This window comes from Janthinobacterium sp. TPC_1 (assembly GCF_056037845.1).
This window is the reverse complement of sequence record NZ_CP195157.1, coordinates 3688486-3710029: the sequence shown is the minus strand read 5'-3', so window position 1 is coordinate 3710029 and position 21544 is coordinate 3688486. Positions and strand designations below refer to the sequence as shown.

General features: G+C 67.0%; 17 protein-coding genes, 2 tRNA genes and 5 pseudogenes. 14 read left to right on the top strand and 10 right to left on the bottom strand.

Features of this window, described 5'->3' with window-relative positions; all coding sequences use genetic code 11:
- Positions 1-11: 11 nt before the first annotated feature.
- From ACQVLG_RS18220 to ACQVLG_RS18195, 6 genes and pseudogenes are all read right to left on the bottom strand, one after another.
- Positions 12-359: pseudogene (locus ACQVLG_RS18220) on the bottom strand (CoA-binding protein); the annotation flags it as partial.
- Between the two features lie 116 nt (positions 360-475).
- Complete coding sequence (locus ACQVLG_RS18215) at positions 476-1468, bottom strand: DUF2804 domain-containing protein (protein ID WP_474290520.1); 993 nt, start codon at positions 1466-1468, stop codon at positions 476-478.
- A complete protein-coding gene (locus tag ACQVLG_RS18210) occupies positions 1465-2748 on the bottom strand; it encodes a winged helix-turn-helix domain-containing protein (RefSeq protein ID WP_474290519.1) in 1284 nt (427 codons plus the stop codon). Before ACQVLG_RS18210 ends, ACQVLG_RS18215 begins: the two co-directional genes overlap by 4 nt.
- A 73-nt stretch (positions 2749-2821) precedes the next feature.
- Positions 2822-3286: a sensor histidine kinase gene (locus tag ACQVLG_RS18205; protein ID WP_474295706.1), complete on the bottom strand. Its 465-nt coding sequence runs from the start codon at positions 3284-3286 to the stop codon at positions 2822-2824.
- 72 nt (positions 3287-3358) lie between these two features.
- Positions 3359-3418, bottom strand: a pseudogene (locus ACQVLG_RS18200) (hypothetical protein); the annotation flags it as partial.
- Between the two features lie 371 nt (positions 3419-3789).
- A pseudogene (locus tag ACQVLG_RS18195) lies at positions 3790-4260 on the bottom strand (sensor histidine kinase N-terminal domain-containing protein); the annotation flags it as partial.
- A gap of 91 nt (positions 4261-4351) precedes the next feature.
- Here ACQVLG_RS18195 and ACQVLG_RS18190 point away from each other — a divergent pair.
- Positions 4352-6316: pseudogene (locus ACQVLG_RS18190) on the top strand (TonB-dependent receptor domain-containing protein); the annotation flags it as partial.
- A 256-nt stretch (positions 6317-6572) separates the two neighbouring features.
- Here ACQVLG_RS18190 and ACQVLG_RS18185 read toward each other — a convergent pair.
- Both ACQVLG_RS18185 and ACQVLG_RS18180 read right to left on the bottom strand, forming a co-directional pair.
- The gene (locus ACQVLG_RS18185; RefSeq protein WP_230541011.1) at positions 6573-7241 is read right to left on the bottom strand and encodes a response regulator; all 669 of its coding nucleotides are present in this window, start codon (positions 7239-7241) and stop codon (positions 6573-6575) included.
- A 20-nt stretch (positions 7242-7261) separates the two neighbouring features.
- Complete coding sequence (locus ACQVLG_RS18180) at positions 7262-7522, bottom strand: YajD family HNH nuclease (RefSeq protein WP_474290518.1); 261 nt, start codon at positions 7520-7522, stop codon at positions 7262-7264.
- 476 nt (positions 7523-7998) lie between these two features.
- Here ACQVLG_RS18180 and ACQVLG_RS18175 point away from each other — a divergent pair, with 476 nt between their 5' ends.
- From ACQVLG_RS18175 to ACQVLG_RS18145, 7 genes are all read left to right on the top strand, one after another.
- Complete coding sequence (locus ACQVLG_RS18175; protein ID WP_474290517.1) at positions 7999-10131, top strand: PAS domain-containing protein; 2133 nt, start codon at positions 7999-8001, stop codon at positions 10129-10131.
- Complete coding sequence (locus ACQVLG_RS18170; protein WP_474290516.1) at positions 10029-10964, top strand: diguanylate cyclase domain-containing protein; 936 nt, start codon at positions 10029-10031, stop codon at positions 10962-10964. The genes ACQVLG_RS18175 and ACQVLG_RS18170 overlap by 103 nt, the downstream gene beginning before the upstream one ends.
- 54 nt (positions 10965-11018) lie before the next feature.
- On the top strand, positions 11019-12245 hold the full coding sequence (locus ACQVLG_RS18165; RefSeq protein WP_474290515.1) for an exonuclease SbcCD subunit D C-terminal domain-containing protein: 1227 nt from the start codon (positions 11019-11021) through the stop codon (positions 12243-12245).
- 16 nt (positions 12246-12261) lie between these two features.
- Positions 12262-12657, top strand: coding sequence for an AAA family ATPase (locus ACQVLG_RS18160; protein ID WP_474290514.1), 396 nt, complete (start codon positions 12262-12264; stop codon positions 12655-12657).
- Positions 12558-13859, top strand: a complete 1302-nt coding sequence (locus ACQVLG_RS18155) for a hypothetical protein (protein ID WP_474295704.1) — start codon at positions 12558-12560, stop codon at positions 13857-13859. Before ACQVLG_RS18160 ends, ACQVLG_RS18155 begins: the two co-directional genes overlap by 100 nt.
- A 772-nt stretch (positions 13860-14631) precedes the next feature.
- A complete protein-coding gene (locus ACQVLG_RS18150) occupies positions 14632-15102 on the top strand; it encodes a hypothetical protein (RefSeq protein WP_474290513.1) in 471 nt (156 codons plus the stop codon).
- Positions 15074-16024, top strand: a complete 951-nt coding sequence (locus ACQVLG_RS18145) for an SbcC/MukB-like Walker B domain-containing protein (RefSeq protein ID WP_474290512.1) — start codon at positions 15074-15076, stop codon at positions 16022-16024. Before ACQVLG_RS18150 ends, ACQVLG_RS18145 begins: the two co-directional genes overlap by 29 nt.
- A gap of 4 nt (positions 16025-16028) precedes the next feature.
- On the opposite strand, the gene ACQVLG_RS18140 is transcribed toward ACQVLG_RS18145, so the two are convergent.
- Positions 16029-16196 carry a hypothetical protein gene (locus ACQVLG_RS18140; RefSeq protein WP_474290511.1) on the bottom strand — a complete coding sequence of 56 codons (168 nt, stop codon included), beginning with the start codon at positions 16194-16196 and terminating at the stop codon, positions 16029-16031.
- A gap of 178 nt (positions 16197-16374) precedes the next feature.
- Here ACQVLG_RS18140 and ACQVLG_RS18135 point away from each other — a divergent pair.
- From ACQVLG_RS18135 to ACQVLG_RS18120, 4 genes and pseudogenes are all read left to right on the top strand, one after another.
- Positions 16375-16588 (top strand): annotated as a pseudogene (locus ACQVLG_RS18135) (hypothetical protein).
- Positions 16589-17554: 966 nt separating this feature from the next.
- Positions 17555-18739: a methyltransferase gene (locus ACQVLG_RS18130; RefSeq protein ID WP_474295702.1), complete on the top strand. Its 1185-nt coding sequence runs from the start codon at positions 17555-17557 to the stop codon at positions 18737-18739.
- Positions 18740-18785: 46 nt separating this feature from the next.
- Positions 18786-18862 (top strand) — tRNA-Met (locus tag ACQVLG_RS18125).
- Positions 18863-18983: 121 nt separating this feature from the next.
- Positions 18984-19060, top strand: a tRNA-Met gene (locus tag ACQVLG_RS18120).
- 70 nt (positions 19061-19130) lie between these two features.
- On the opposite strand, the gene ACQVLG_RS18115 is transcribed toward ACQVLG_RS18120, so the two are convergent.
- On the bottom strand, positions 19131-19712 hold the full coding sequence (locus ACQVLG_RS18115; protein WP_474290510.1) for a hypothetical protein: 582 nt from the start codon (positions 19710-19712) through the stop codon (positions 19131-19133).
- A gap of 300 nt (positions 19713-20012) precedes the next feature.
- On the opposite strand from ACQVLG_RS18115, the gene ACQVLG_RS18110 reads away from it, so the two are divergent.
- Both ACQVLG_RS18110 and ACQVLG_RS18105 read left to right on the top strand, forming a co-directional pair.
- Positions 20013-20531, top strand: coding sequence for a sigma-70 family RNA polymerase sigma factor (locus ACQVLG_RS18110; protein WP_474290509.1), 519 nt, complete (start codon positions 20013-20015; stop codon positions 20529-20531).
- Between the two features lies 1 nt (position 20532).
- Complete coding sequence (locus ACQVLG_RS18105; protein ID WP_474290508.1) at positions 20533-21537, top strand: FecR domain-containing protein; 1005 nt, start codon at positions 20533-20535, stop codon at positions 21535-21537.
- The last annotated feature ends 7 nt before the right edge of the window (positions 21538-21544 follow it).

Here is a 21544-nt window from a genome sequence, read left to right as displayed (position 1 = left end):
GCCGCCTTCAGCATGGCCATGCGCAGCGACTGCTCGCGCACGGGGTCCAGGCCGGACGTCATGACGATGGCCGCGCGCGTGCCCAGCGCGCCCAGTTCGCGGATCAGCGCCGTGATGGTGGCGGGCGGCGTGCAGATGATGGCCAGATCCGGCGCCTTCGGCAAGTGCGCCAGCTTGCGGTAGCATTTCAGGCCCATCAGCTCGTCGTACTTGGGATTGACGGGCCAGATCTCGCCTTGATATCCCCCGCCCAGCAGGTTGTACAGGGCGATGGCGCCCAGCTTGCGTTCGCGCGCCGTGGCGCCGATCAGGGCCACCGAGGCCGGCTTGAACAGCTTGTCGAGATTACGGATACTCATGTTCTGGCCTCATGGATTGCCGGAGCGGGATTGCCGGAGTGGCTGCGCCAGTGTATAGGATGCGTTGCCAAAAAAATTTGACTTTGCAAAGCGTTTCACGAAAAAACCGCGCGCGCCTACCAGCGCGAGCGGTGGCTTTCCGTCACCCCCGCCAGCTGCGCCACGATGCGCTTGGGCGACTCGGCGCTGGCGCGCACCCAGCCGCTGAAGGTGCCGATGGGCTGGATGTAGCGGCTGGCGGCGATCCACAGGTTCTTGTCCTCGCGCCGCGCCCCTTCCGGCTTGAAGTGCAGGTCGAGCAGATCGTCGTCCGTCCACACGTGCCACGGCGCCAGCGGGTTGTCGGGATTGAAGTCGAAATGCGCGCGGCCCAGCGGATACAGCTGGCCATCGAGCCACAGTGCGTTTTCGTGCGCGCCGAAATAGCCGGCTTGCAGGTTGAAACCCAGGTCCAGGCTGTGCGCCGAGGCCCAGCGCCATTCCGTCTCGCGCGCCAGCAAGCCGTTCGAATAATCGAAGCTGGCCACGCCGTCGTCCAGGCTGTAGCCCATGGCGCCGCAGCGCACCGTGCCCCACAGGGGCAGGCCGCCCGACTTTTGCGTCGCGTGCACGGAACCGCCCTCGCCCACGGGCCCGACGGCCAGCAGGGTGGGCGCCACGGGCGGGCCGAACTCCGCATCGATGCCGAAATGGCCGCAATCGAGCCGCAAACGGTAGCGCTGCTGCTGCCGCGCCTCGATGCGGATCAGGTGCGAGAGGAAGCGGAAACGGCTGCTGGCACCCGCGTGCGGCGCCACCGTGGCGCTCAAGCCCGGCACGCCATCCTGCGAAAAGCTGGCCACGATCTTGCCCTTGTGCCGGTCGAAGGCATACGCGAACGCCGTGCTGGTCCAGCCCAGGTCGACGATGGCCACGCCGCAGAACACGGCGGGCGTGGACAGGGCCACGTAATGCCAGCGTTTGTGGTGGAACAAACGCCAGACGGCCCCGCGCGCGTGCGGCGGCGCCAGCGCGGCCCAGTCGAAGGCGCTCAATTGCCCCGTGTAGCGGCCAAAATGGGGCACGCCCTCGGCGTCGAGCAGCGCGGGCGGGGCAGGCGGCAGCATCATGCGGCCCGCCTTGCGGCAGCGCCGCCGTCGTGCAGGGCGGCGGCCAGCTGCACACCAAACAGCGCCGGCTGCGCTTGCGCAATATCAATCTCCGGACACGCGTGCCACAGCGCCAGGCGACGCACGGCGCCGGCCACGTCCTGCACCAGGCGGGAGCTGAGGCGCACGCCCTCTTCCAGCGCCAGCGACTTGATCTCGAAGCGGCCCAGTGCGCGGTGCGCCTTGGCGTCCAGCCGTCCCACCAGCGCGCCGCGGCGCAGGATCGGCAGGGTGAAATAGCCATAGCGGCGTTTTTCAGCGGGCGTGTAGCATTCGAGCCGGTAGTCGAAACCGAACAGTTCCAGCGCGCGGCGCCGGTCCCAGACGACGGGGTCGAACGGCGACAAGATCGTCGTCAGGGTGGGCGCCAGCTTGCCGGCCGCCGCCGCGCGCAGCAACTCCCCATGATCCGCATGCACGTAAACGGCGTCCAGCCAGCCGTCCACCGTGCAGCGCAGCAGCGCGCCTTCGTCCACCAGCGCCTGCAGATCGTGCGCCAGGCTGGCGCGTGACTGTTTGGTGCGAAAATAATCGCTGATCCAGCCGGCCCGCGCCAGGCCCAGCGCCTTCACGCTGGCCAGCAGCAAATGGCGGCGCACCTGCTCTTCCGGCGGCAGCAAGCCGTCGTGCCAGCCCGGCAGCACGCGCTCGGCCAGGTCGTAATAGCGCTGGAACTGATGGCGCTTGGCGATCATCAGCACGCCCGACGTAAACAACACTTCGAGCGAGCGCTTTTCCGGTTTCCAGCTCCACCAGCCGCCCGCCTGGCCATCCGTGCGTTCGAAGTCGGCCGAGCGCGCGGCGCCGTTGGCGCGGATGTGGTCGAGCACCGAAGCCACGGCCTCGCCCTGCTCGGCCATCCACTTGACGGAATACTTCCAGCCCATGGCGGCCGGGTCGAGCATGCGGTGGCGGTACAGGCCATAGTCTTCGATGGGCACGAAGCAGGCTTCATGCGCCCAGTATTCGAACAGCGCGCCCTCGGCCAGCAATTGCTCCAGCCACGGTTGCGGATAATCTCCCAGCCGGCTCCACAGCACCAGATACGGGCTGCGCGCCACCACGTGGATGGTGTCGATCTGCAGCACGCCCATCTGGCGGATGGCCGCCAGCACGTCGGCCTTCACGGCTTTTTTACGCCGCGCCTGCAGCAAGCCTTGCGCGGCCAGGTGCAGGGCGCGCGCGGCGGCCAGCGGTAGCGGGGGGAGGTCTGGAGGAATGGGCTTGTCTGGGCTGTGCATAACAGAAAGATACCGCATTCCGGACGCGCCTTGTACGATTTATCGCTACCGGATCGCCCAGCCCGCTGTCACGCTACGCGGCGGGGAACACCACCGTCACGGCCAGCCCCCTGCCCTGCAAGCCGGTGCCCAGGACGATGTCCGCGCCATGCCGCTCGGCGATGCGGCGCACGATGGACAGCCCCAGCCCGCTGCCGGGCAGCTGCGTCGCACTTTCCACCTGCACCAGGCGCACAAAGCGCTCGAACACGCGCGCGTGCCATTCCTCGGCGATGCCCGGCCCCGTATCGGCCACGCGCAGGTAGCTGCGCCCCGCTTCCACGCCGCAGCTGATCTCGACGGCGCCCGGCGCCGGCGTGTAGCGCAGCGCATTCTCGACCAGGTTGCGCAGCAGCATTTGCAGGCCGTCCGCATGCAGCGCGCACGGCGCCGGCGCCATGTGCACGCTCAGCGCCAGTCCGTACGGCGCGGCCAGCGCCTGCCAGGGCGCGGCTTGCTGCGCCAGCAGGTGCGCCAGGTCGCCCGGCGCCAGCCGCATCTCCAGGGCCTGCGGATCGAGCTGCGCCAGCGCCAGCAGCTGGTTGACGAGGCGCGTGGCGCGCTCCACGCTGGCGCCCAGGGCGGCGATGAATTCCTCGCGCTCGTCCGCGCTGCGGGCCCGCTGCAGCACTTGCAGATTCGTCTTGATGGCGGCCAGCGGGGTGCGCGCAGCTCGTGCGCCGCGTCGGCCGTGAAGCGCTGCTCATTGTCGCGGCTGTGCCGCACCCTGCCGAACAGGCGGTTAATTTCCTGCAGCAGCGGATGCAGCTCGGTGGGCGCGCCAGCCAGCCTGACGTCGGCCAGCTCATCGGGCGTGCGCGCCGAGACTTCCTCGGCGCACGCCTGCAGCACGCGAAACACGCGGTGGATGCTCCACCAGATGGCGACGGTGGCCAGCGCCACCAGCAGCAGGCCGAACAGCGCGATGCGGTAAAAGAAGCCGCGGCTGATGTCGTCGCGGTGGCTGGTCGGCTCGGCCACCAGCAGCTGCAGGCTGCGCTGCGGATCCCACAGCGAAAACAGACGCCAGCGCTGGCCGGCTATCGTGGTCCACGACAGGCCGTCGGGCGCGCTGCGCGACAGGGCGATGTCGGTCGCCGCGTCATTGCGGTACAGCACGCGCTGCTGCGCGTCGCGCACCTTGAACAGCAGGTATTGGTGGGGATTGCGCTGGCCGCGCAACGGCAGGTCGATGGTTCCCGCCAAGCCGTGTTCGCGCACGTCCTTTTCCACCAGCGACAGCAGCAAATGTCCCGTCTCGGTCAGCGACTGATCGAACAGCTCCTGGCTTTCGCGGCGCGCTTCCACGTACACGATGGCGGCGCTGCCCACCCACAGGGCCAGGGTCAGCCCCAGCAGCACGGCCAGCAGGGTGCGCCGCAGCGACCAGGTGTGCACGCCGCCGCCGGCAGTTAAGAATCTCTTAAGAACTTCTGCGCATGATCCGGAGCGAAATATTTTTGGGAAAGCCATGCCCGTAATTGTAAATGATTCTTATTGCTTTCATGATTCCCATTACTCAAACAATACAGACCAATAACTAATCCACCTTCCAGGAGTTTGCATGTCCCACAGCCCCCGCCGCGCGCGCCTGCCGCGCCCCACCACGCTTGCCCTGGCGCTCGCCGCCCTGTCCTGGCTGCCGGCCCACGCCCAGACGGGCACGCCTGCCAGCATGCCGGAAGTGGTCGTCTCCGCCTCCGGTTTCGAGCAGGACATCAAGCAGGCGCCGGCCTCGATCACGGTGCTGACGCGTGAAGAACTGTCGAAGGAACGCTTCGGCAACCTGACGCAGGCGCTGGAAAGCGTGGAAGGCATCGACGTGGGCGCGGCGGGCGACAAGACGGGCGGCATGAACATCAGCATCCGCGGCATGCCCAGCGACTACACCCTGGTGCTGATCGACGGACGCCGCCAGAACGCGGCCGGCAATGTCACGCCGAACGGTTTCGGCGGCACGCAGACGAGCTTCATGCCGCCGCTGGCCGCCATCGAGCGCATCGAGATCATCCGCGGCCCCATGTCGACCCTGTACGGCTCGGACGCCATGGGCGGCGTGATCAACATCATCACGCGCAAGGTGGGCAAGCAATGGATGGGCTCCGTCTCGGCCGACTACACCGTGCAGCAGGAATCGGACTTCGGCGACGTGAAAAGCGGCCGCTTCTACCTGAGCGGCCCCATCGCCACCGACCTGCTGGGCCTATCCCTGCGCGGCAGCAAGCAGCGCCGCGACGCGGCCGACATCCGCTACAGCGACGCGGCCGGTGCGGAAGTCACCCCGAACATGGGCGCCAATCCTGTGCGCGCGGACATAGCCAACTTCGGCGCGCGCCTGGCCTTTACGCCAAACCGCCACCACACCGTCATCCTCGACGCCGACGCGGGCCGCCAGACCTACGACAATTCGAAGAAGCAGCTGGGCACCCTGGGCTTGCAGGGCGGCTACGGTCCCGAGCAGAAATACAACCGCGACCAGTGGACCCTGTCGCACACGGGCCGCTTCGGCTTCGGCACCCTCGACAGCAGCTACATGGTGAACAAGACGGAAACCCTGGGTCGCACGATTCCGCCTGGCACGCCGGGCGCCGTCGCCGGCAGCGCGCGCACCTTGGAAGTGGAAAGCCAGGTGTTCGACACCAAATTGGTCATGCCTTTGGGCAAACACATGGCGACCGTTGGCGCGCAATGGTGGAAAGCGGACATGACGGACGGCGTGGCGCCGAAAAAATTCGAATTCACGCAAAAAGCCCTGTTCCTGGAAGACGAATGGCAGGTGCTGGAGAATCTCGCGCTGACCTTCGGCGCCCGTTATGACGATCACAGCATCTTTGGCGGCCAGACCAGCCCGCGCGCGTATGCCGTGTGGAACGCCACGACTAGCTGGACCGTCAAGGGCGGCGTCAGCAAGGGCTACAAGACGCCGCGCGTGGAACAATTGTCGCCAGGCATCAACGGTTTCGGCGGCCAGGGCACGATTCCCCTCGTCGGCAGCCCGAACCTGAAGCCGGAGACGAGCACGACAACAGAAATCGGCGCGTACTTCGACAACCTGGCCGGCTGGACCGCCAGCGGCACCGTGTTCAACAATACATTCAAGGACAAGATCACGACGGGCACGGGCCTCGTCAACTGCAGCTACCGTCCGTCGCCGAACCGTCCCGGCTGCGTCAGCTTCGGCAACTGGCCCAACGTCGATGCGTTTGGCCAATCGGTCAACGTGGATGAGGCCGTCACCCGCGGCGTCGAACTGAACACGCGCTTCCCGCTGGGCAAAACCTTGTCGGCCAGCGCCAACTACACGTACACGGAAAGCGAACAGAAGAGCGGCAGCAATGCGGGCAAACCCCTGAGCGACACGCCCAAGCACGCCGTCAACGCCCGTTTGAGCTGGGATATCTCGCGCGCATGGAATGGCTGGCTGCGCGCCGAGTACCGCAGCGAGCGCTTCCGCGATCCAGGCACCTCGGCTTCCACGCGCGCCGCCAAGGCCGCGCTGGGCGACTACAAGGGCTACACCATGCTGCACCTGGGCAGCAGTTACCAGCTGAACCAGCGCGTCACCCTGAACGCGGCCGTGTACAACCTGCTCAACAAGGACTTCATCGACTACCAGCCGTACCGCGCACCGGCCTTGAACTACGCCAACCGCTACGTCAACAGCCTGGACGGCGCCGTCTGTGGCTGTCGGCCAGCGTGGATTTCTGATGATGTAAGGTCTGATGATGTAAGGCGTCATCCGTGTCAACATCGAACGGGCTGCCTCAGGGTAGCCCGTTTTTTCATCAAGCCGTTTGCGCTTTATCAATGCAATAGCCGATCGCATGCACCGTGCGTATCAAGTCCCGCCCCAGCTTCTTGCGCAGGTGGTGGATGTGCACTTGCACGGCATTGCTTTCCACCTCGCCGCCCCAGCTGTACAGGTTTTTTTCCAGCTGTTCCCGGCTCAGCACGCGTCCGCCGTGTTCCAGCAGCAGTTGCAGGATGCGGAATTCCTTCACCGTCAAGGTCACGGGCACGCCCCCTTGCGTCACCTGCCGGTCCGCGATGTCAAGCACCAGGTCGCCGTGCACGAGGTGCTCGCGCAGGCGGCCCGCGGCGCGGCGGCAGGCGCTGCGGATGCGGGCGGCCAGCTCGTCGAGGTCGAACGGTTTCACGATGAAGTCGTCGGCGCCCGCGTCCAGGCCGGCGATGCGCTCGCCCACCTGGTCGCGCGCCGTGACGACCAGCACGGCGCCGCTGTAGCCGTTGTCGCGCAGCACGCCCAGCGCCTGCATGCCGTCCTGCCCCGGCAAGCCCAGGTCGAGCAGGATGCAGGCATAGTCGTGCAGGCGCACGGCCGTGTGCGCGTGTTCGGCGCTCGTGACCCAGTCGACGGCATAGCCGCCCTGTTCCAGGCCGATCTGCGTGGCGCGGCCCAGCTGCGGGTCGTCTTCGGTCAGCAGGATGCGCATGGGAAAGCGGCGCGGCCCGCTCAGTCCTTTTTCTTGATCAGGCCCGCCAGCGCGGCGAACGGATTGTGCGTGGCGGGCGCCACCTCGGCCGACAGCAGGCCGGCGCCACGATCCGCTTCCAGGTAGCGCGAGTGCTCATTGTCGTGGCAATACAGACACAGCAGTTCCCAGTTGCTGCCATCGGGCGGATTGTTGTCGTGGTTATGGTCGCGGTGGTGTGCACCGTCAGTTGCTGCACGTTGGCACGCGTAAATTCGCGCATGCAGCGGCCGCACACCCACGGATACATCTTCAGCGAGCGCTCGCGGTAGCCGCTCTCGCGCTGGTCGGCGGCGCGGCGCGCTTCGGCCACGATCTTGTCCAGTCTTGCCGCGTCGGGCTTTTTACTCTGCATGACAACTTTCGATATGGGAGGAAGAAGCCACCATTTTAATGAGGATGCAAGCCGAATTGTACTTTTTCTGCCACTCGCCACGCCCGTGCCGGCAGCATGGCGCTTTTTTTAGCATGCGCAGCGCCACGCATGTTTGATTTAACGCAGAATTAACGCAGAATAGGATCAGCGACAGACTACGAACGGACGGTGGGGAGCAGCAACAGGGCGCAGCGCAAGCGGGCCGATTCGGCTATCATGCGCGCCACGCCGCTCCTCCACGTTCCCCTTTTCATCAATCTAGCCTGCAAGCGCCCGTGATAGCGATAACAAGACCCCTGCAACCCCTGCAACCTTGCCCGCCGCCTGTACCGTCTCAGCCTGGTGCCCCTGTTCGCGCTCATCCTGCTGCTGGCGCTGTGGGCGGCCGTCTTGTACCAGGTGGGCCAGGAGCGGGCCAGCGCCGTGCGCGACGCCGTGGCCGTCAGCCAGTCGCTGGCGCGTACCCTGGCCGACCACACCAGTTTCACCTTGCGCCAGACGGATCACGCCACGCAATTGTTCAAGCTCAAATACGAGGAAACGGACGGCGCCCTGCGCCTGAATGAATTCACGCGCCGCCAGGGCCTGCTCGACAGCGTGCTGCCGTCGAAGCTGGCATTGCCGATCGCGCTGGTCGACGCGCACGGCGACGTGATCGACAGCGCCAACGCGTATTTGCCGGAAAACCTGGCCAGCCAGCCGTTTTTCAGGGCGCTGGCCGCGAATGCGTCCGACACGGCGCTGGTCGACACGCCCATGCTGGACGCGGGCAGCAAGCACTGGACCATCCGCCTGGCGCGCCGCCTGAACGATGCGCAGGGCCGCTTTGCCGGCGCCATCGTCATCCACGTCGACCCCACGTATTTTGTCGACGATTACGACCGCCTGAACCTCGACGAACAGGGCGCGCTGATGCTGGTGGCGCGCGACAGCGGCCTGACGGTGGGGCGCATCGGCGAGCAATTGATCCTCAGCGACCGCATCGACTTCCGCATGCCGGGACCGCCGCAGCACGCGCCCGAGGAACTGCTGATCGAGCCGCCCGTTGACGCGACGGCGCGCATCTACAGCTACCGCGAGCTGCCGCGCTACCCGCTGCTGGCCGTGGTGGGCGTGAGCAGTGCCGTCGCCCTGGCCCGCTTCGAACACCGCCGCCTGGCGTATGTCGGCGCCCTGCTCGCCGCCAGCGTGCTCATCGCCGGCTTTACGGCCCTGCTGATGCGCCAGAGCGCGCGCCTGCGCCGCAGCATCCGCCAGGCCACGGAAACGCAAGCCTTGCTGCGCGCGGCGCACCAGGGCAGCCTCGATGCCGTGCTGCTGCTGAAAGCCTGGCGCCCCGCGCCGGGCAAGCCGGTGGAAGACTTCATCTTCGCCGACGTCAACGAGCGGGCCGCCGACATGCTGGGCAAGCCGCGCTCGGAACTATTGGGCCAGCGCGTGCTGCCGCGCGTGCCGCTGCTGCGCGGCGAGCGCTTTTTCAAGCGCTTCGTGCTGGTGATGGAAACGGGCCAGCCGCTGGAAGATGAATTCGAGCTGAAACTGGCCTCGGGCGGCACGCGCTGGCTGCGCCACCAGGTGGTGCCGATCGCCGACGGCGTGGCCGTCACCTCGCGCGACATCAGCGCGCGCAAGCACGACGAACTGGCGCTGCAGGACAACCGCAGCTTCCTGCAGTCGCTGATCGACCATTTGCCCGTGCTGGTCTACGTGAAAAGCGCGCGCCCGGAAAACTTCGGCCGGATGGAAGTGTGGAACAAGGCGGCCGAGGATATCACCGGCCACCTGGCCGCCGACGTCATCGGCAAGACCGATTGCCAGGCCTTTCCGCCCGGCTTTGGCCTGCACGACGCCGAGGACGACCGCGCCATCCTGGCCGAACGGGGCGTCATCGACCATACGGAAAAGCCGCTGCGCCTGCTTGACGGCAGCCTGCGCTACCTGCGCGCCGTCTCCGTGCCCGTGTTCGACGAGCGCCAGCAGGTCGAACATATCCTGTGCATCGCCGAGGATATCTCGCAGCGCCGCCAGCAGGAACTGGAACTGCGCCAGAAACAGGCCGAACTGGCCGCCGTCAACGACGCCTCGCCGCTCGGGCTGGTGCGCCTGGACCGCCAGCGCCGCTGCACCTACGTCAACCGCACCTTCGAAGCCATCACGGGCCTGCCGCGCGCAGCCGCCCTGGGCGCCGGCTGGACCAGCGCCCTGCACCCGGACGACTACCCGCTGATGCACGTGGCGCTGGAACAGCTCACGCGCAGCCACGCGCCATTCCAGTCCACCCTGCGCTGCCTGCAGCGCGACGGCGCGAGGCAGGCTGGTGGGTCTCCGTCAAAATTGCCCCCATCCTCATCGACGGCAGCATCGAAGGCTACGTGGGCAGCCTGGACGACATCACCACCTTGCGCGAATCGGAAGTGGCGCTGCTGGAAAGCGAAGCACGGCTGCGCACCATCGCCGACACCCTGCCGGCCATGATCGCCTACATCGACGCCGACCAGGTCTACCGCTTCCTGAACATCGCGTACGAACGCGAATTCGGCCTGACGGGCCGCCAGGTGCTGGGCAAGAGCGTGCGCGACACCGTGGGCGAGGCGCGCTACGGCACAGTGGCGCCATATATCGAGCGCGTGCTGGCCGGCGAAACCCTGAGTTTTGAAGAGGAAGATGAAAAGGAAGGCATCGAGCGCTGCATGGAGGTGATCTACATCCCGCAGATCGGCGAAGACAAGCTGCAGGTGGTGGGTTTTCACGTGATGCGCCAGGATATCACCGTGCAAAAGCGCGAAAAGCAGCGCCTGCTGAAACTGGCCCAGGTCGACGCGCTGACGGGGCTGTCGAACCGCGCCGGCTTCCAGCAGAAACTCAGCGACGCCATGCACGCCAGCCGCCAGCAACAGCGCCTGATGGCCGTCATGTACATGGATATCGACCGCTTCAAGCCCGTCAACGACACGCACGGCCACGGCACGGGCGACGCCCTGCTGCGCGCCTTCGCCCAGCGCCTGACGCAAACCATGCGCGCCACCGACATCATCGCCCGCCTGGGCGGCGACGAATTCACCATCATCATGGAACAAATCGCCCGCCCCGACGACGCGGCCGTGCTGGCCGAAAAAATCGTCGCCGCCATGCGGCAGCCGTTCGAACTCGACGGCATCAGCGTGCGCATTTCCGCCAGCATCGGCCTGGCCTTCTACCGCGACGAAGACATTTCTCCCGCCGTGCTGCTGCAGCGGGCCGACGTGCTGCTGTACCAGGCCAAGCAGGATGGGCGCAATACGTATCGCGCAGGCGTGCTGACGGCGTGAGACAGGCGCCATTCCTGCTATATTGGCGCCTGTCCTCCCTACCCTTGGCCCACCATGCGCCTGCTGCACACTTCCGACTGGCATCTGGGCCAGACCCTGCACAATTTTGAAAGGGGCTACGAACACCAGCGCTTCCTCGACTGGCTGCTCGACACGCTCGTGGCCGAACGCGTCGACGTGCTGCTCGTCGCCGGCGATGTGTTCGACAATGCCAATCCTTCCGCCGCGTCGCAGAAGCAGTTATATGTCTTCCTGCAGCAGGCGCGCGCGCGCCTGCCCGCGCTGCAGCTCGTCGTCGTCGCCGGCAACCACGATTCGGCGGGCCGTCTCGAAGCGCCCGGCCCCCTGCTGGCCGCGCATGGCACCCACGTGATCGGCCATTTGCTGCGCGGCGACGATGGCCAGATCGACCTGGAACGCCTGCTGCTGCCGCTCACCGGCAGCGATGGCCAGGTACAGGCCTGGTGCCTGGCCGTGCCTTTTCTCCGCCCGGGCGATGTGCCGAAACTGCCGGCCGGCGACACGCAGGATGCCTACCTGGGCGGCATCGCCCTGCTGTACCGCCAATTGACCGACCTGGCGCTGGCGCGCCGCCAGCCCGGGCAAGCCATCATCGCCATGGGCCACTGCCACATGGTGGGCGGCGAAATGTCGAACGATTCCGAACGCCGCATCGTCATCGGCGGCACGGAAATGCTGCCATCGGGGATCTTCGATACGTCCATCGCGTATGCGGCGCTGGGCCATTTGCACAAGGCGCAGGCCGTGGGCGGCCAGGAACGCATCCGCTATTGCGGCAGCCCGATACCGCTGTCGTTTGCCGAAGTAAACTACCGCCACCAGGTGCTGTGCCTCGACATCGACGGCGAGCAGTTACGCGAGGTGCGCGCCATCGCCGTGCCGCGCGCCGTGCCCCTGCTGCGCGTGCCGGCCACTCCGGCGCCCATCAACGAAGTGCTGGAACAGCTGGCCGCCCTCGACGTGCCGGACGCTCCAGCCGAAGCGCAACCGTTCCTGGAAGTGCGCGTGCGCCTCGATGCGCCCGAACCGGGCCTGCGCACGCGCATCGAAACGGCGCTCGACGGCAAACCCGTGCGCCTGGCAAAGATCGAAACGTCGAGCGCCGCGCGCGGCAGCGCCCCCGAAAACATGACACTCGACCAATTGGGCCAGCTGCAGCCGGACGACATCTTCCGCCGCCTGTACCAGCAAAAATACGCGAAGGAAGCGCCGCCCGAACTCCTCTCGGCCCTGGCCGAACTGCTGCTGCCTGGCGCCTGAGCGTACCTGAAAAACCATGAAAATACTGAAAATCAGCGGCAAGAACCTGGCTTCGCTGGCCGGCGAATTTGAAGTCGACTTCCAGCAGGAGCCGCTGGCGTCATCCGGCCTGTTCGCCATCAGCGGCCCCACGGGCGCGGGCAAGAGCACCCTGCTCGACGCCCTGTGCCTCGCCCTGTACGACGCCACGCCACGCCTGCTGAAAGTGCTGGGCCGGGGGGCAGCGCCCTGCCCGACGTGGGCAAGGAAACCGTCAACGCGCAGGATACGCGCACCCTGCTGCGCCGCGGCACGCCCGAAGGTTACGCGCAGGTGGACTTTGTCGGCAACGACGGCGCAAGCTACCGCGCGCGCTGGAGCGTGCGCCGCTCGCGTACCAAGGCGGAAGGCGCGCTGCAGGCGACCGCCATGAGCTTGCACCAGCTGCCCGCGCTGCAACCCATCGGCAGCACCAAGACGGAGGTGAAGGAAGAGATCGAAAAACGTATCGGCCTGTCCTTCGACCAGTTTACGCGCGCCGTGCTGCTGGCGCAGAACGAGTTTTCCACCTTCCTGAAAACGGAAGACAATGAGCGGGGCGAATTGCTGGAAACCCTGACGGGCAGCAGCATGTATACGGACATTTCCATGCGCGCCTTCGAGCGGGCAAAGAAGGAAAAGCAGGTTCTCGAACGCCTGGGCGAAAAACTGGCCGATCAGCGGCCATTGTCGCCGGAAGAACGTGCTGAAACGGCAACGCTGGGTGAGGCCGCCGAAGCGGCCCTGCACACCATCGACCTGCGCAAGAGCGTGCTGGAACTGCAGCAGCGCTGGCACCAGGAGACGCACAAGCTGCAAACCCAGGCGACGGCCGCGCAAGAGGCGCTGGACGGCGCGGATGCCGAATGCGCCGCCGCCGAAGAACGCCGCGCGGCGCTGGCGCAGTGGGAATTGCTGCAGCCGGCGCGTCCCCTGATCGACGACGTGGCGCGCCTGGCCAGCGACATCGCCGGCACGGGCGCCGCGCTGGAAGCGTCGCGCGCGCAGGCCGCGCAAGCCATCGCCAGCGAAGCGCAACTGGCGCAGGCCGTGCAGCAAGCGGCAGCGGCCTTGCTTGCCACGGAAGCGGCGCAGCGCGATGCGGCGCCCCTGCTCGACCGGGCCAAGGCGCTCGACGCGGGCATTGCGGCGCAGGTGCCCGCGCACCGCCAGGCGCAAGATGGCGCCCTGGCGGCCGACCAGCCAACGAGGCGGCGCGCGCCGCGCTGCACGCGCTGCAGCAGCGCCAGCACGCCGCGCTGGCGGAACAGGAAACGGGCCGCCAGTGGCTGGCATCGCACCAGCAATGGCAGGCGCTGGCGCAATCGTGGCAGTTGTGGGATCAATTGTTTGCCCAGGCCGGGCAAGCGGCCGCGCAAGCCGATGCGGCCGACGCCAGCATGGCCGAGTCAAGACAGCAGCTGCGCCAGGCCTTGGACGCCACGCAGGCGGCGCAAGCGGCGCTGGCCAGCGCGGCCGCCGCCCTGGCCGCGCGCGAGGCGGAACGGCGCGAGGCGCAAACGGCCGTGCAAGCCATCGATGGCCAAGGGCTGCAGGAACAGCGCGGCCAGCTGGAGACGCACGCGCGCACGTTGACCAGCGCGGAAAAGACCTGGAGCGAACTGGCGCGCCAGCAGCAGGCGCTGGCGCACTGGCAAGCCAGGGCGGCCCAGCTGGCGCAGGCCGCGCAGACGGAAAGTACGGCATTGGCGGCGGCAGCGGCGCAAACGCCGCTGCTGGAAGCGCGCCTGGCGCAGGCGGAAAAGTCCTTGAAAGGCGCGGAAGCGGCATGCGCGGCCAGCGTCGAGCAGCTGCGCGCCAATTTGCAGGACGAGCAGCCCTGCCCCGTCTGCGGCGCGCTGGAACACCCGTACAGCCACGCCGACGACGCCTTGCAGGCGATGCTGGCCAGTTTGCAGGATGACGTGCTGGCTTGCCGCACGCAGGCGCGCGGCAATCTGGAGCGGCTGGCCACGCACAAGGCGACGCTGGCCGCGACGGCGCGCGAACAGGCGCAAACGGATGCCGAACTGGCGGCCCTGCCGCCCGCCATCGACAGCTTGCTCGCGCAGTGGCAGCCGCATGCCGATACCCTGCAACTGCCGCCCGAAAACCAGCGCGCGGACTGGTTCGCGCGGCAGCTGGCGGCCAATGCGGCAGGCTTGCAGGCGCTGGCGCAGCAGGAAACGGCGCTGCGCCAGGCGGCGCGCAGCGCGAGCAGGCGCAGGCGGCGCACGAACTGGCGTCCAGCGACCACGCGCGCTGCACAAGCGCCGTCGCCGAGGCGCAGGCGCGGCTGGCGCAGCTGCAAGCGCAGCAAGCGGGCAACGCCGACAAGGGCGAGACGGCGCGCGCCGCGCTCGATGCCTTGCTGGCGCAGCTCGACGGCGCGTTTGCCGACGCCGATGGCGCCGAGGACTGGAAAGACGGCTGGCGCGCCGGCCCGGCCGCCTTCCGCGCGGCGCGTGAAACGGAAAGCCGGCAATGGCTGAAACAGCAGGCGGACCAGGACCACCGCGGCCACGCGCTGGCGACCCTGGCAGCGCAGCTGGAAGCGGCGCTGCTGGCCGCCGCCAAGGCGCAGCAAGCGGCGCAGGAAGCCCACGCCGTCTTTGCCGCCGCCGACAAGCAGCGCTCGGCAATGCAGGCGGAACGCCACGCGCTATGGCAAGGCCAGAGCGTGGCCGAGGTCGAGCGCGCGCGCACTGGCAGGCGCCATCGCGGCAGCCAGGGAGCTGCTGGCGCGGCAGCAAACGGCGGCGCAATCGGCCAGCCAGCAGCGCACGCGCCTGGAAGAAGCGTGCGCGCAATTGTCGCAGCGCCTGGCCGCCTTGCGTGAACAGGAACATGGCGCCAGCGCCGCCCTGCACGACTGGCTGCGCCAGTTCCAGAATGCCCATCCGGCCCATGCGCCCGCCGACATGGACGCCTTGCGCGCGCGCCTGGCCGTCTCCGTGGAGACCATGCGCGCCGAACGCGACGCGCTGCAAGCGATCGCCGACCGCCACACGGCGGCCGTCTCCGTGCTGGCCGAACGCCGGCAGCAGCTGGCGGCGCACCTGGCACAGCCGCCAGACGGCCTGGAAACGGACTCGGCCGCGCTGCAGGCGGCGCTCGATGCACTGCTGCAGGAACGCCAGGCGGCCAACCAGGAAGCGACGCGCCTGCGCCTGGCCATCGCGCAGGACGACGCGCGGCGCCACGGTGCGCAAGCGATGCTGGCGCAGATCGAGGCGCAGGCCGTCATCGAGCGGCGCTGGGCCAGCCTGAATGAATTGATCGGCTCGGCCGACGGCAAGAAATTCCGCAACTACGCGCAGCAATTCACGCTGGAAGTGCTGCTCGGCTATGCCAACGCGCACCTGAACCACCTGGCGCGCCGCTATCAGCTCGAACGCATCGACAACCCGAACAATCCGTCGCTGGGCCTGATGGTGCGCGACCAGGACATGGGCGGCGAGCTGCGCTCCGTGCATTCGCTGTCGGGCGGCGAATCGTTCCTCGTCTCGCTGGCACTGGCGCTGGGCCTGGCCTCGCTGTCCTCGAACCGCGTGCGCGTGGAATCGCTGTTCATCGACGAAGGCTTCGGCAGCCTGGACACGGAAACCCTGCGCGTGGCCATGGATGCGCTCGACGGCTTGCAAGCGATGGGCCGCAAGGTGGGCGTCATCTCGCACGTCCAGGAAATGACGGAGCGCATCGCCACCCGTATCCTCGTGCAACCCGGTTCGGGCGGCAGGAGCGTGGTGACGGTGCGCTAGGTCGCTAGCGGCTGGCCGGCTCCCGGCACAGCTTGAGCAAATCCCAGCCCAGTTCGCGGCGGATCTGCTCGGGGTCGGGCGGAGGCCGGCGTTGTGCCAGCTCCGCTTTCAGCCACTTCCTGACCAGCTCCTTGGCGGGCTGTACAGGCTTTTCCTTGTCATGCTTGTCCATGGTGCTACCTCTTCAATGGCGGTCAGACGACCTCCTATATACGTTCAACGTCACGGCGCGGATTCAGTTGACGTGCGCGTGGCGCAGATGCAACAACGTGTAACGATGACCGGAGTGCGTTAAAATCGCCGCCTTCGCGTAGACGAACTCTACGCCCCGCAACAGTTCAAGGAAACCCATGAAAGCCGCCCGCAGCCTCACCTTCAAGTGCGTAAAATGTCACAAATCCATGCAGGTCTACCTGCAAAAAGTCTCCGCCTGCTCGCATATATCCAGCCGCGTATCAGGGCATTTGCGCATGCGGCGAACTCAAGCGCCACGCCACGGGCCAGGCCGATGCCGTCAAGTCCTACCTGGAGTCGGCAGACGGTAGCTGGTCGCACCACCACTAATGGTTAAAGAACGGGGAGATAGTGCCGTTAATTCACATATCCTCCCCATTTGAACCGACCATGTCCCAGCTTCCCGCCCTTGCCAGCCGTCAACCCGCCTCGACTACGCTGGCTGGCCAGCAACCGTCCCGCACGGGCGGCAGCGCCACCGGCCTGGCCGGCTCGCCCCTGATGCAGCGCACGGCGCAAGACGTGGTGGCCCTGTCAAAAAACGGCCTGGACCTGTCGGCCAAGGGGCTGTCGCAACGGACCGATGCGCTGGGCAACGCCACCGTCGACGTGGCGCAGGATTTTCTCTCCAACATGACGCGCCAGCTGTTCGGCGACGGCGCCAGCATCGCCTTCGATTCCGTCGACCTGCAAGCCGGCTCCAGCTTCAGCAGTGCTGGCGCCAGCGTCTCGGGCGCAGGCGGCAGCAGCCGCGCCGCCGCCTTCAGCCTCGATGAAAACGCGCATTTCATCGGCAAGGGCAAGATCACCACGGCCGATGGCCAGACTTTCGACTTCGAACTGGAAGTGCAATATCAATCGAACATCAGCGCTGGCATCCTTGAGCAAACGCAAGGTGAAACGCCGGAAGCCACATCCTCCGAAGACGCCGCCCCGCCCGCCAAGGAGTTGCCCGCGACGCACTTCGCCGGCAATCTGCACGACCTGTTCATGCTGCTGGGCCAGCAATTGCAAAGCAACATTTTCAATAACAACGTCAACGGCAACGCCGATGGCGTCAGCGCCAACGGCAAGGATGGCGACCTGGCAGGCAGCCTGAGCTTGCGCTTGCTCAAGCTGGTGCAGCCGGACGCAACGGTGAAAGCCGTGGAAACCACGCCGGAAGACCAGGCGCGCGCCCGCGCGCTGGCACTCGCCTATGGCACGGACACTGTGACGGCACGGCCCGCGACGTATAATGGAAGACGGCCTGCGCAGGCGACCATGCCGCGCGCCCCCTTCTATCGATTGAAACCCATGTCCGACACTTCTTCCCCTACCGTTCATCCGCAGATCCACTGGAGCGAAAACGGCGCCGAACATTCGGCCCGCTGGCGCTCGGAAAGCGGCATGCCGCCGCCCAAGCGCGTCGTCATCGCCGACGACCGCACGACGGCCGACCAGGCTTACCGCCTGGCCTGCGAAGGCACGGCCATGCTGTGGCGCGGCGACTTCCAGAACGCGCGCCAGCTGCTGCAGGCACTGGCGCGGCGCGCCGACCACAAGAACGACAAACCGAGCAAAAAGGCCAAGGCCGCCAAGCTGGCGAAACCCGAACCATCGGCCACAGAAGCCTTCCATCTGCACCGCCAGGCGCAGTCGCAGCGCGCCCGCACCCTGGCCATGCTGCTGCTGCCTTTCGACGCCGACTACACGATTCCGCTGCGCCGCGCGCCAGACGTGAAACTGGCTTGCAATGAAGCGTATGGCCGCGGCGAAGAAGCGTTCGTCGCCTCGCTGCGCGAGCTGCTGGGCCTGATCGGCGCGCATGAATGGCGCCGCACGGGCGTGGAACTGCCGGCCCTGGGCCAGCGCATCCACCCGCACTACGGCGTGTTCGCGCCCATCCGCGGCGAATACGTGGGCCTGGTGGCGGAAGCGCCCCTGCCCGCGCGCGCCAAGCTGGCCTTCGACATCGGCACCGGCACGGGCGTGCTGGCCGCCGTGCTGGCGCAGCGCGGCATTCAGCGCATCGTTGCCACCGACCAGGATCCGCGCGCCCTGTCCTGCGCGCGCGAAAACCTGGCCCGCCTCGATTTGATCGACAAGGTCGACGTGGTGCAGGCCGACCTGTTCCCCGCCGGCCGCGCGCCGCTGGTCGTGTGCAATCCGCCATGGCTGCCGGCCCGCCCCAGCTCGCCGATCGAATACGCCGTCTACGATCCGGACAGCCGGACAGCCATGCTGCGCGGCTTCCTTTCCGGCCTGGCCGACCACCTGGAGCCAAGCGGCGAAGGCTGGCTGATCCTGTCGGACCTGGCCGAGCACCTGGGCCTGCGCCCGCGCGCGCAATTGCTCGAATGGATAGCGCAGGCAGGCTTGAAGGTCGTCGACCGCCTGGACGTGAAACCCACGCACCCGCGCGCGCAGGACGCCACGGACAGCCTGCACGCGGCCCGCTCGCAGGAAATCACCTCGCTGTGGCGCCTGGCGGCGGCGTAATCCAGTCAGCCATTGCGCATTGCAGCAAACCCCGCTATAATTCGCCTGCGGGGTGGAGCAGTCTGGCAGCTCGTCGGGCTCATAACCCGAAGGTCACAGGTTCAAATCCTGTCCCCGCAACCAATATATGAAAGCCGCTGATTCTTGCAAGAGAATCAGCGGCTTTTTCCATTGCGGCGCAGTCTATCCTGCGAGCCACGTCATCCGCTCTTTCGCAATGCAGCAAACTCGGTTATAATTCGCCTGCGGGGTGGAGCAGTCTGGCAGCTCGTCGGGCTCATAACCCGAAGGTCACAGGTTCAAATCCTGTCCCCGCAACCAATACATAAAAACCGCTGACTCCTGCAAGGGATTCAACGGTTTTTTTTCATTCCGGGCCTGCCCCGTACTTTTACGCCGTGACGCTGGCCCTGATCTGCCTGGCCGCCGCATGCAGGCTGGCCGCCACCCGTTCCAGCTTGTCGGCTCCCGCCGTTTCAGCCAGGGCGGCAAAGGCGCTGATATGAAACGTGGCCACCATGGCGGGCGACACTTCCAGCTCCAGCGCCGTCTTGCTCAATTCCGTCGACGCTTCAAGGTAAGGCTCGCTGCCCGCCTCGAACGCCTGCTTCGTTTCCAGCAATTCCTGGCCGCCTTCCGCCTTGGCCAGGCAGGCATCGACTTTTTGCTGGAACGCCGGCAATGTGTCGCGCACGGGGCCGGGTTCAGGCGCAGCTTCCGGCTCCGCTGGCGCGGGAGCGGCTGGCGCCGGCTTGTCCGCCACCGGCATGTCGCGCAAAGTCAGCCAGCGTTCGACGGCGAGAAAATCGGCAAACGGCTCCTCCACCTTCGGATTCATCAGCCAGACCTCGCCCGTGCGCCAGTCGATCCGGGCGCCGCGCTCATTTCTCGCCAACAAAATATCCTTGCCGCCATCGGCATTCGACACGCGGCCGATATCGAGCCAGTTCATCAGTTCCGCCTGGCGCGACATCGCGTTGACCCGATGAAAAAAGGCCAGCCATAAGAATCTGGCGACCAGAAGAACCAGGGCACCGCCAACCATCCACATCATTTTTTCGCTCCGCACCACATCGACAGCCCGCATTTTCTCACATGAAAGCTTGCGCCAAGGAAACTTTTACATCTGCCGTGCGCGGGCGCAAATCCCTTGCCGCAGGCGGCCTGGGCATGCAGTCGCATTTCAGCAACGCCGCATTTTCCCGATTGCCTGGCGTGCCCCGCTACGCTATCATGAGAACAATTCTCATTTAGATTAAGCTGTACTGTACACATGCCGTCCGCCCCTTCCCCGCCGTCCGATTTCCAGGCCCTGTACGCCGAGCACCACTCCTGGCTGCTGCACTGGCTGAAGCGCCGCCTGCACGATGCGGGGCTGGCGGGCGACTTGGCGCAGGATACCTTCCTGAAGATCTTCGTCGCGCGCAGCAGTGCCGGGATCGCGCAGCCCCGGCCTTTCCTGGCCACCATCGCCAAACGTCTGCTGGCCAACCACTGCCGGCGCGAAGAACTGGAACGCGCCTACCTCGATGCCCTGCTGCACCAGCCGCAAGCCTGTGCGCCCTCGCCGGAAGCGATGTCCATCCTGCTCGAATCGCTGCAACTGATCGACCGCGCGCTGGACCGGCTCTCCGCCAAGGCCAGGGCCGCCTTCCTGCTGGCCCACCTGGACGGCATGAGCTACGCCGAGATCGCCGCCGAACTGGGCACCACCACGCATTCCGTCAAAAAATACCTGAGCAAGGCCAACCTGCTGTGCTTTTTTGCCGTGCCCGATTTTGCCGCGTCCTGACATGCGCGGCGCCACCGTCTACGCCCAGGGCCAGCCCATCGATCTGGCCGTCGCCATGCAGGCGGCCGAATGGCTGGCCACCCTGATGAGCGGCGAAACGACGCCTGCGGAAAAAACGGCCTGGCAGCAGTGGCGCCTGGCCCATCCCGACCATGAACGGGCGTGGAAACACATCGAAAGCGTCAGCGGCGGCTTGCGGGAACTCGATGCGCAAGCCAGCCACCAGGCGCTGGCACGGCGTCCAGCCTCGCCCCTCTCGCGGCGCGGCAGCCTGCAGCTGCTGGCGTGGGTATCGGCCATCGGCCTCACGGGCTGGTTCGGCGCGCGCTCGGAATATGCGCCCGAGATGGCCCGCGCCGCGCTGGCCGACCTGTCGACCGGCGTGGGCGAACGCCGCGAGCTGACCCTGCCCGACGGCAGCCGTCTGCATTTGAACAGCGGCAGCGCCGTCAACATCCGCTTTACGGCCAAGCAGCGGATGCTGCAACTGGTGCGGGGCGAAGTCTTCATCGCCACCGCCCGCGAAACGGGCATGCCCTACCGCCCCTTCCTCGTCGAAACGGCGCATGGCCACGCGCAGGCGCTGGGCACGCGCTATGCGGTGCGCGAGACCGAGGGCAGCACCCTGGTCGCCGTCGAGGAAGGCGCCGTGCGGCTGGTGCCGCGCCATGGCCATGCCAGCCTCGTGATCCAGGCGGGCCAGGGCGGCGGCATGACGGCGCGCCAGCTCTTGCCCGCGCACGCCGTCTCGCCCGACCTCTGGGCCTGGCGCCAGGGCTTGCTGCTGGCCGACGCCATGCCGCTGCGCGACTTCCTGCATGAGCTGAGCCGCTACCGCCACGGCTGGCTGAGCTGCGACGACGCCGTGGCCGGCCTGCGCATTTCCGGCGTCTTCCCGCTGGCCGACCTGGACGCCGTGCTGCTGTCGCTGCCCGATTCCCTGCCGGTCGACGTGCGCCTGCGCACGCGCTACTGGGTGCAGGTGGAGGCGCGCCAGCAGCGCTGAAGCGATA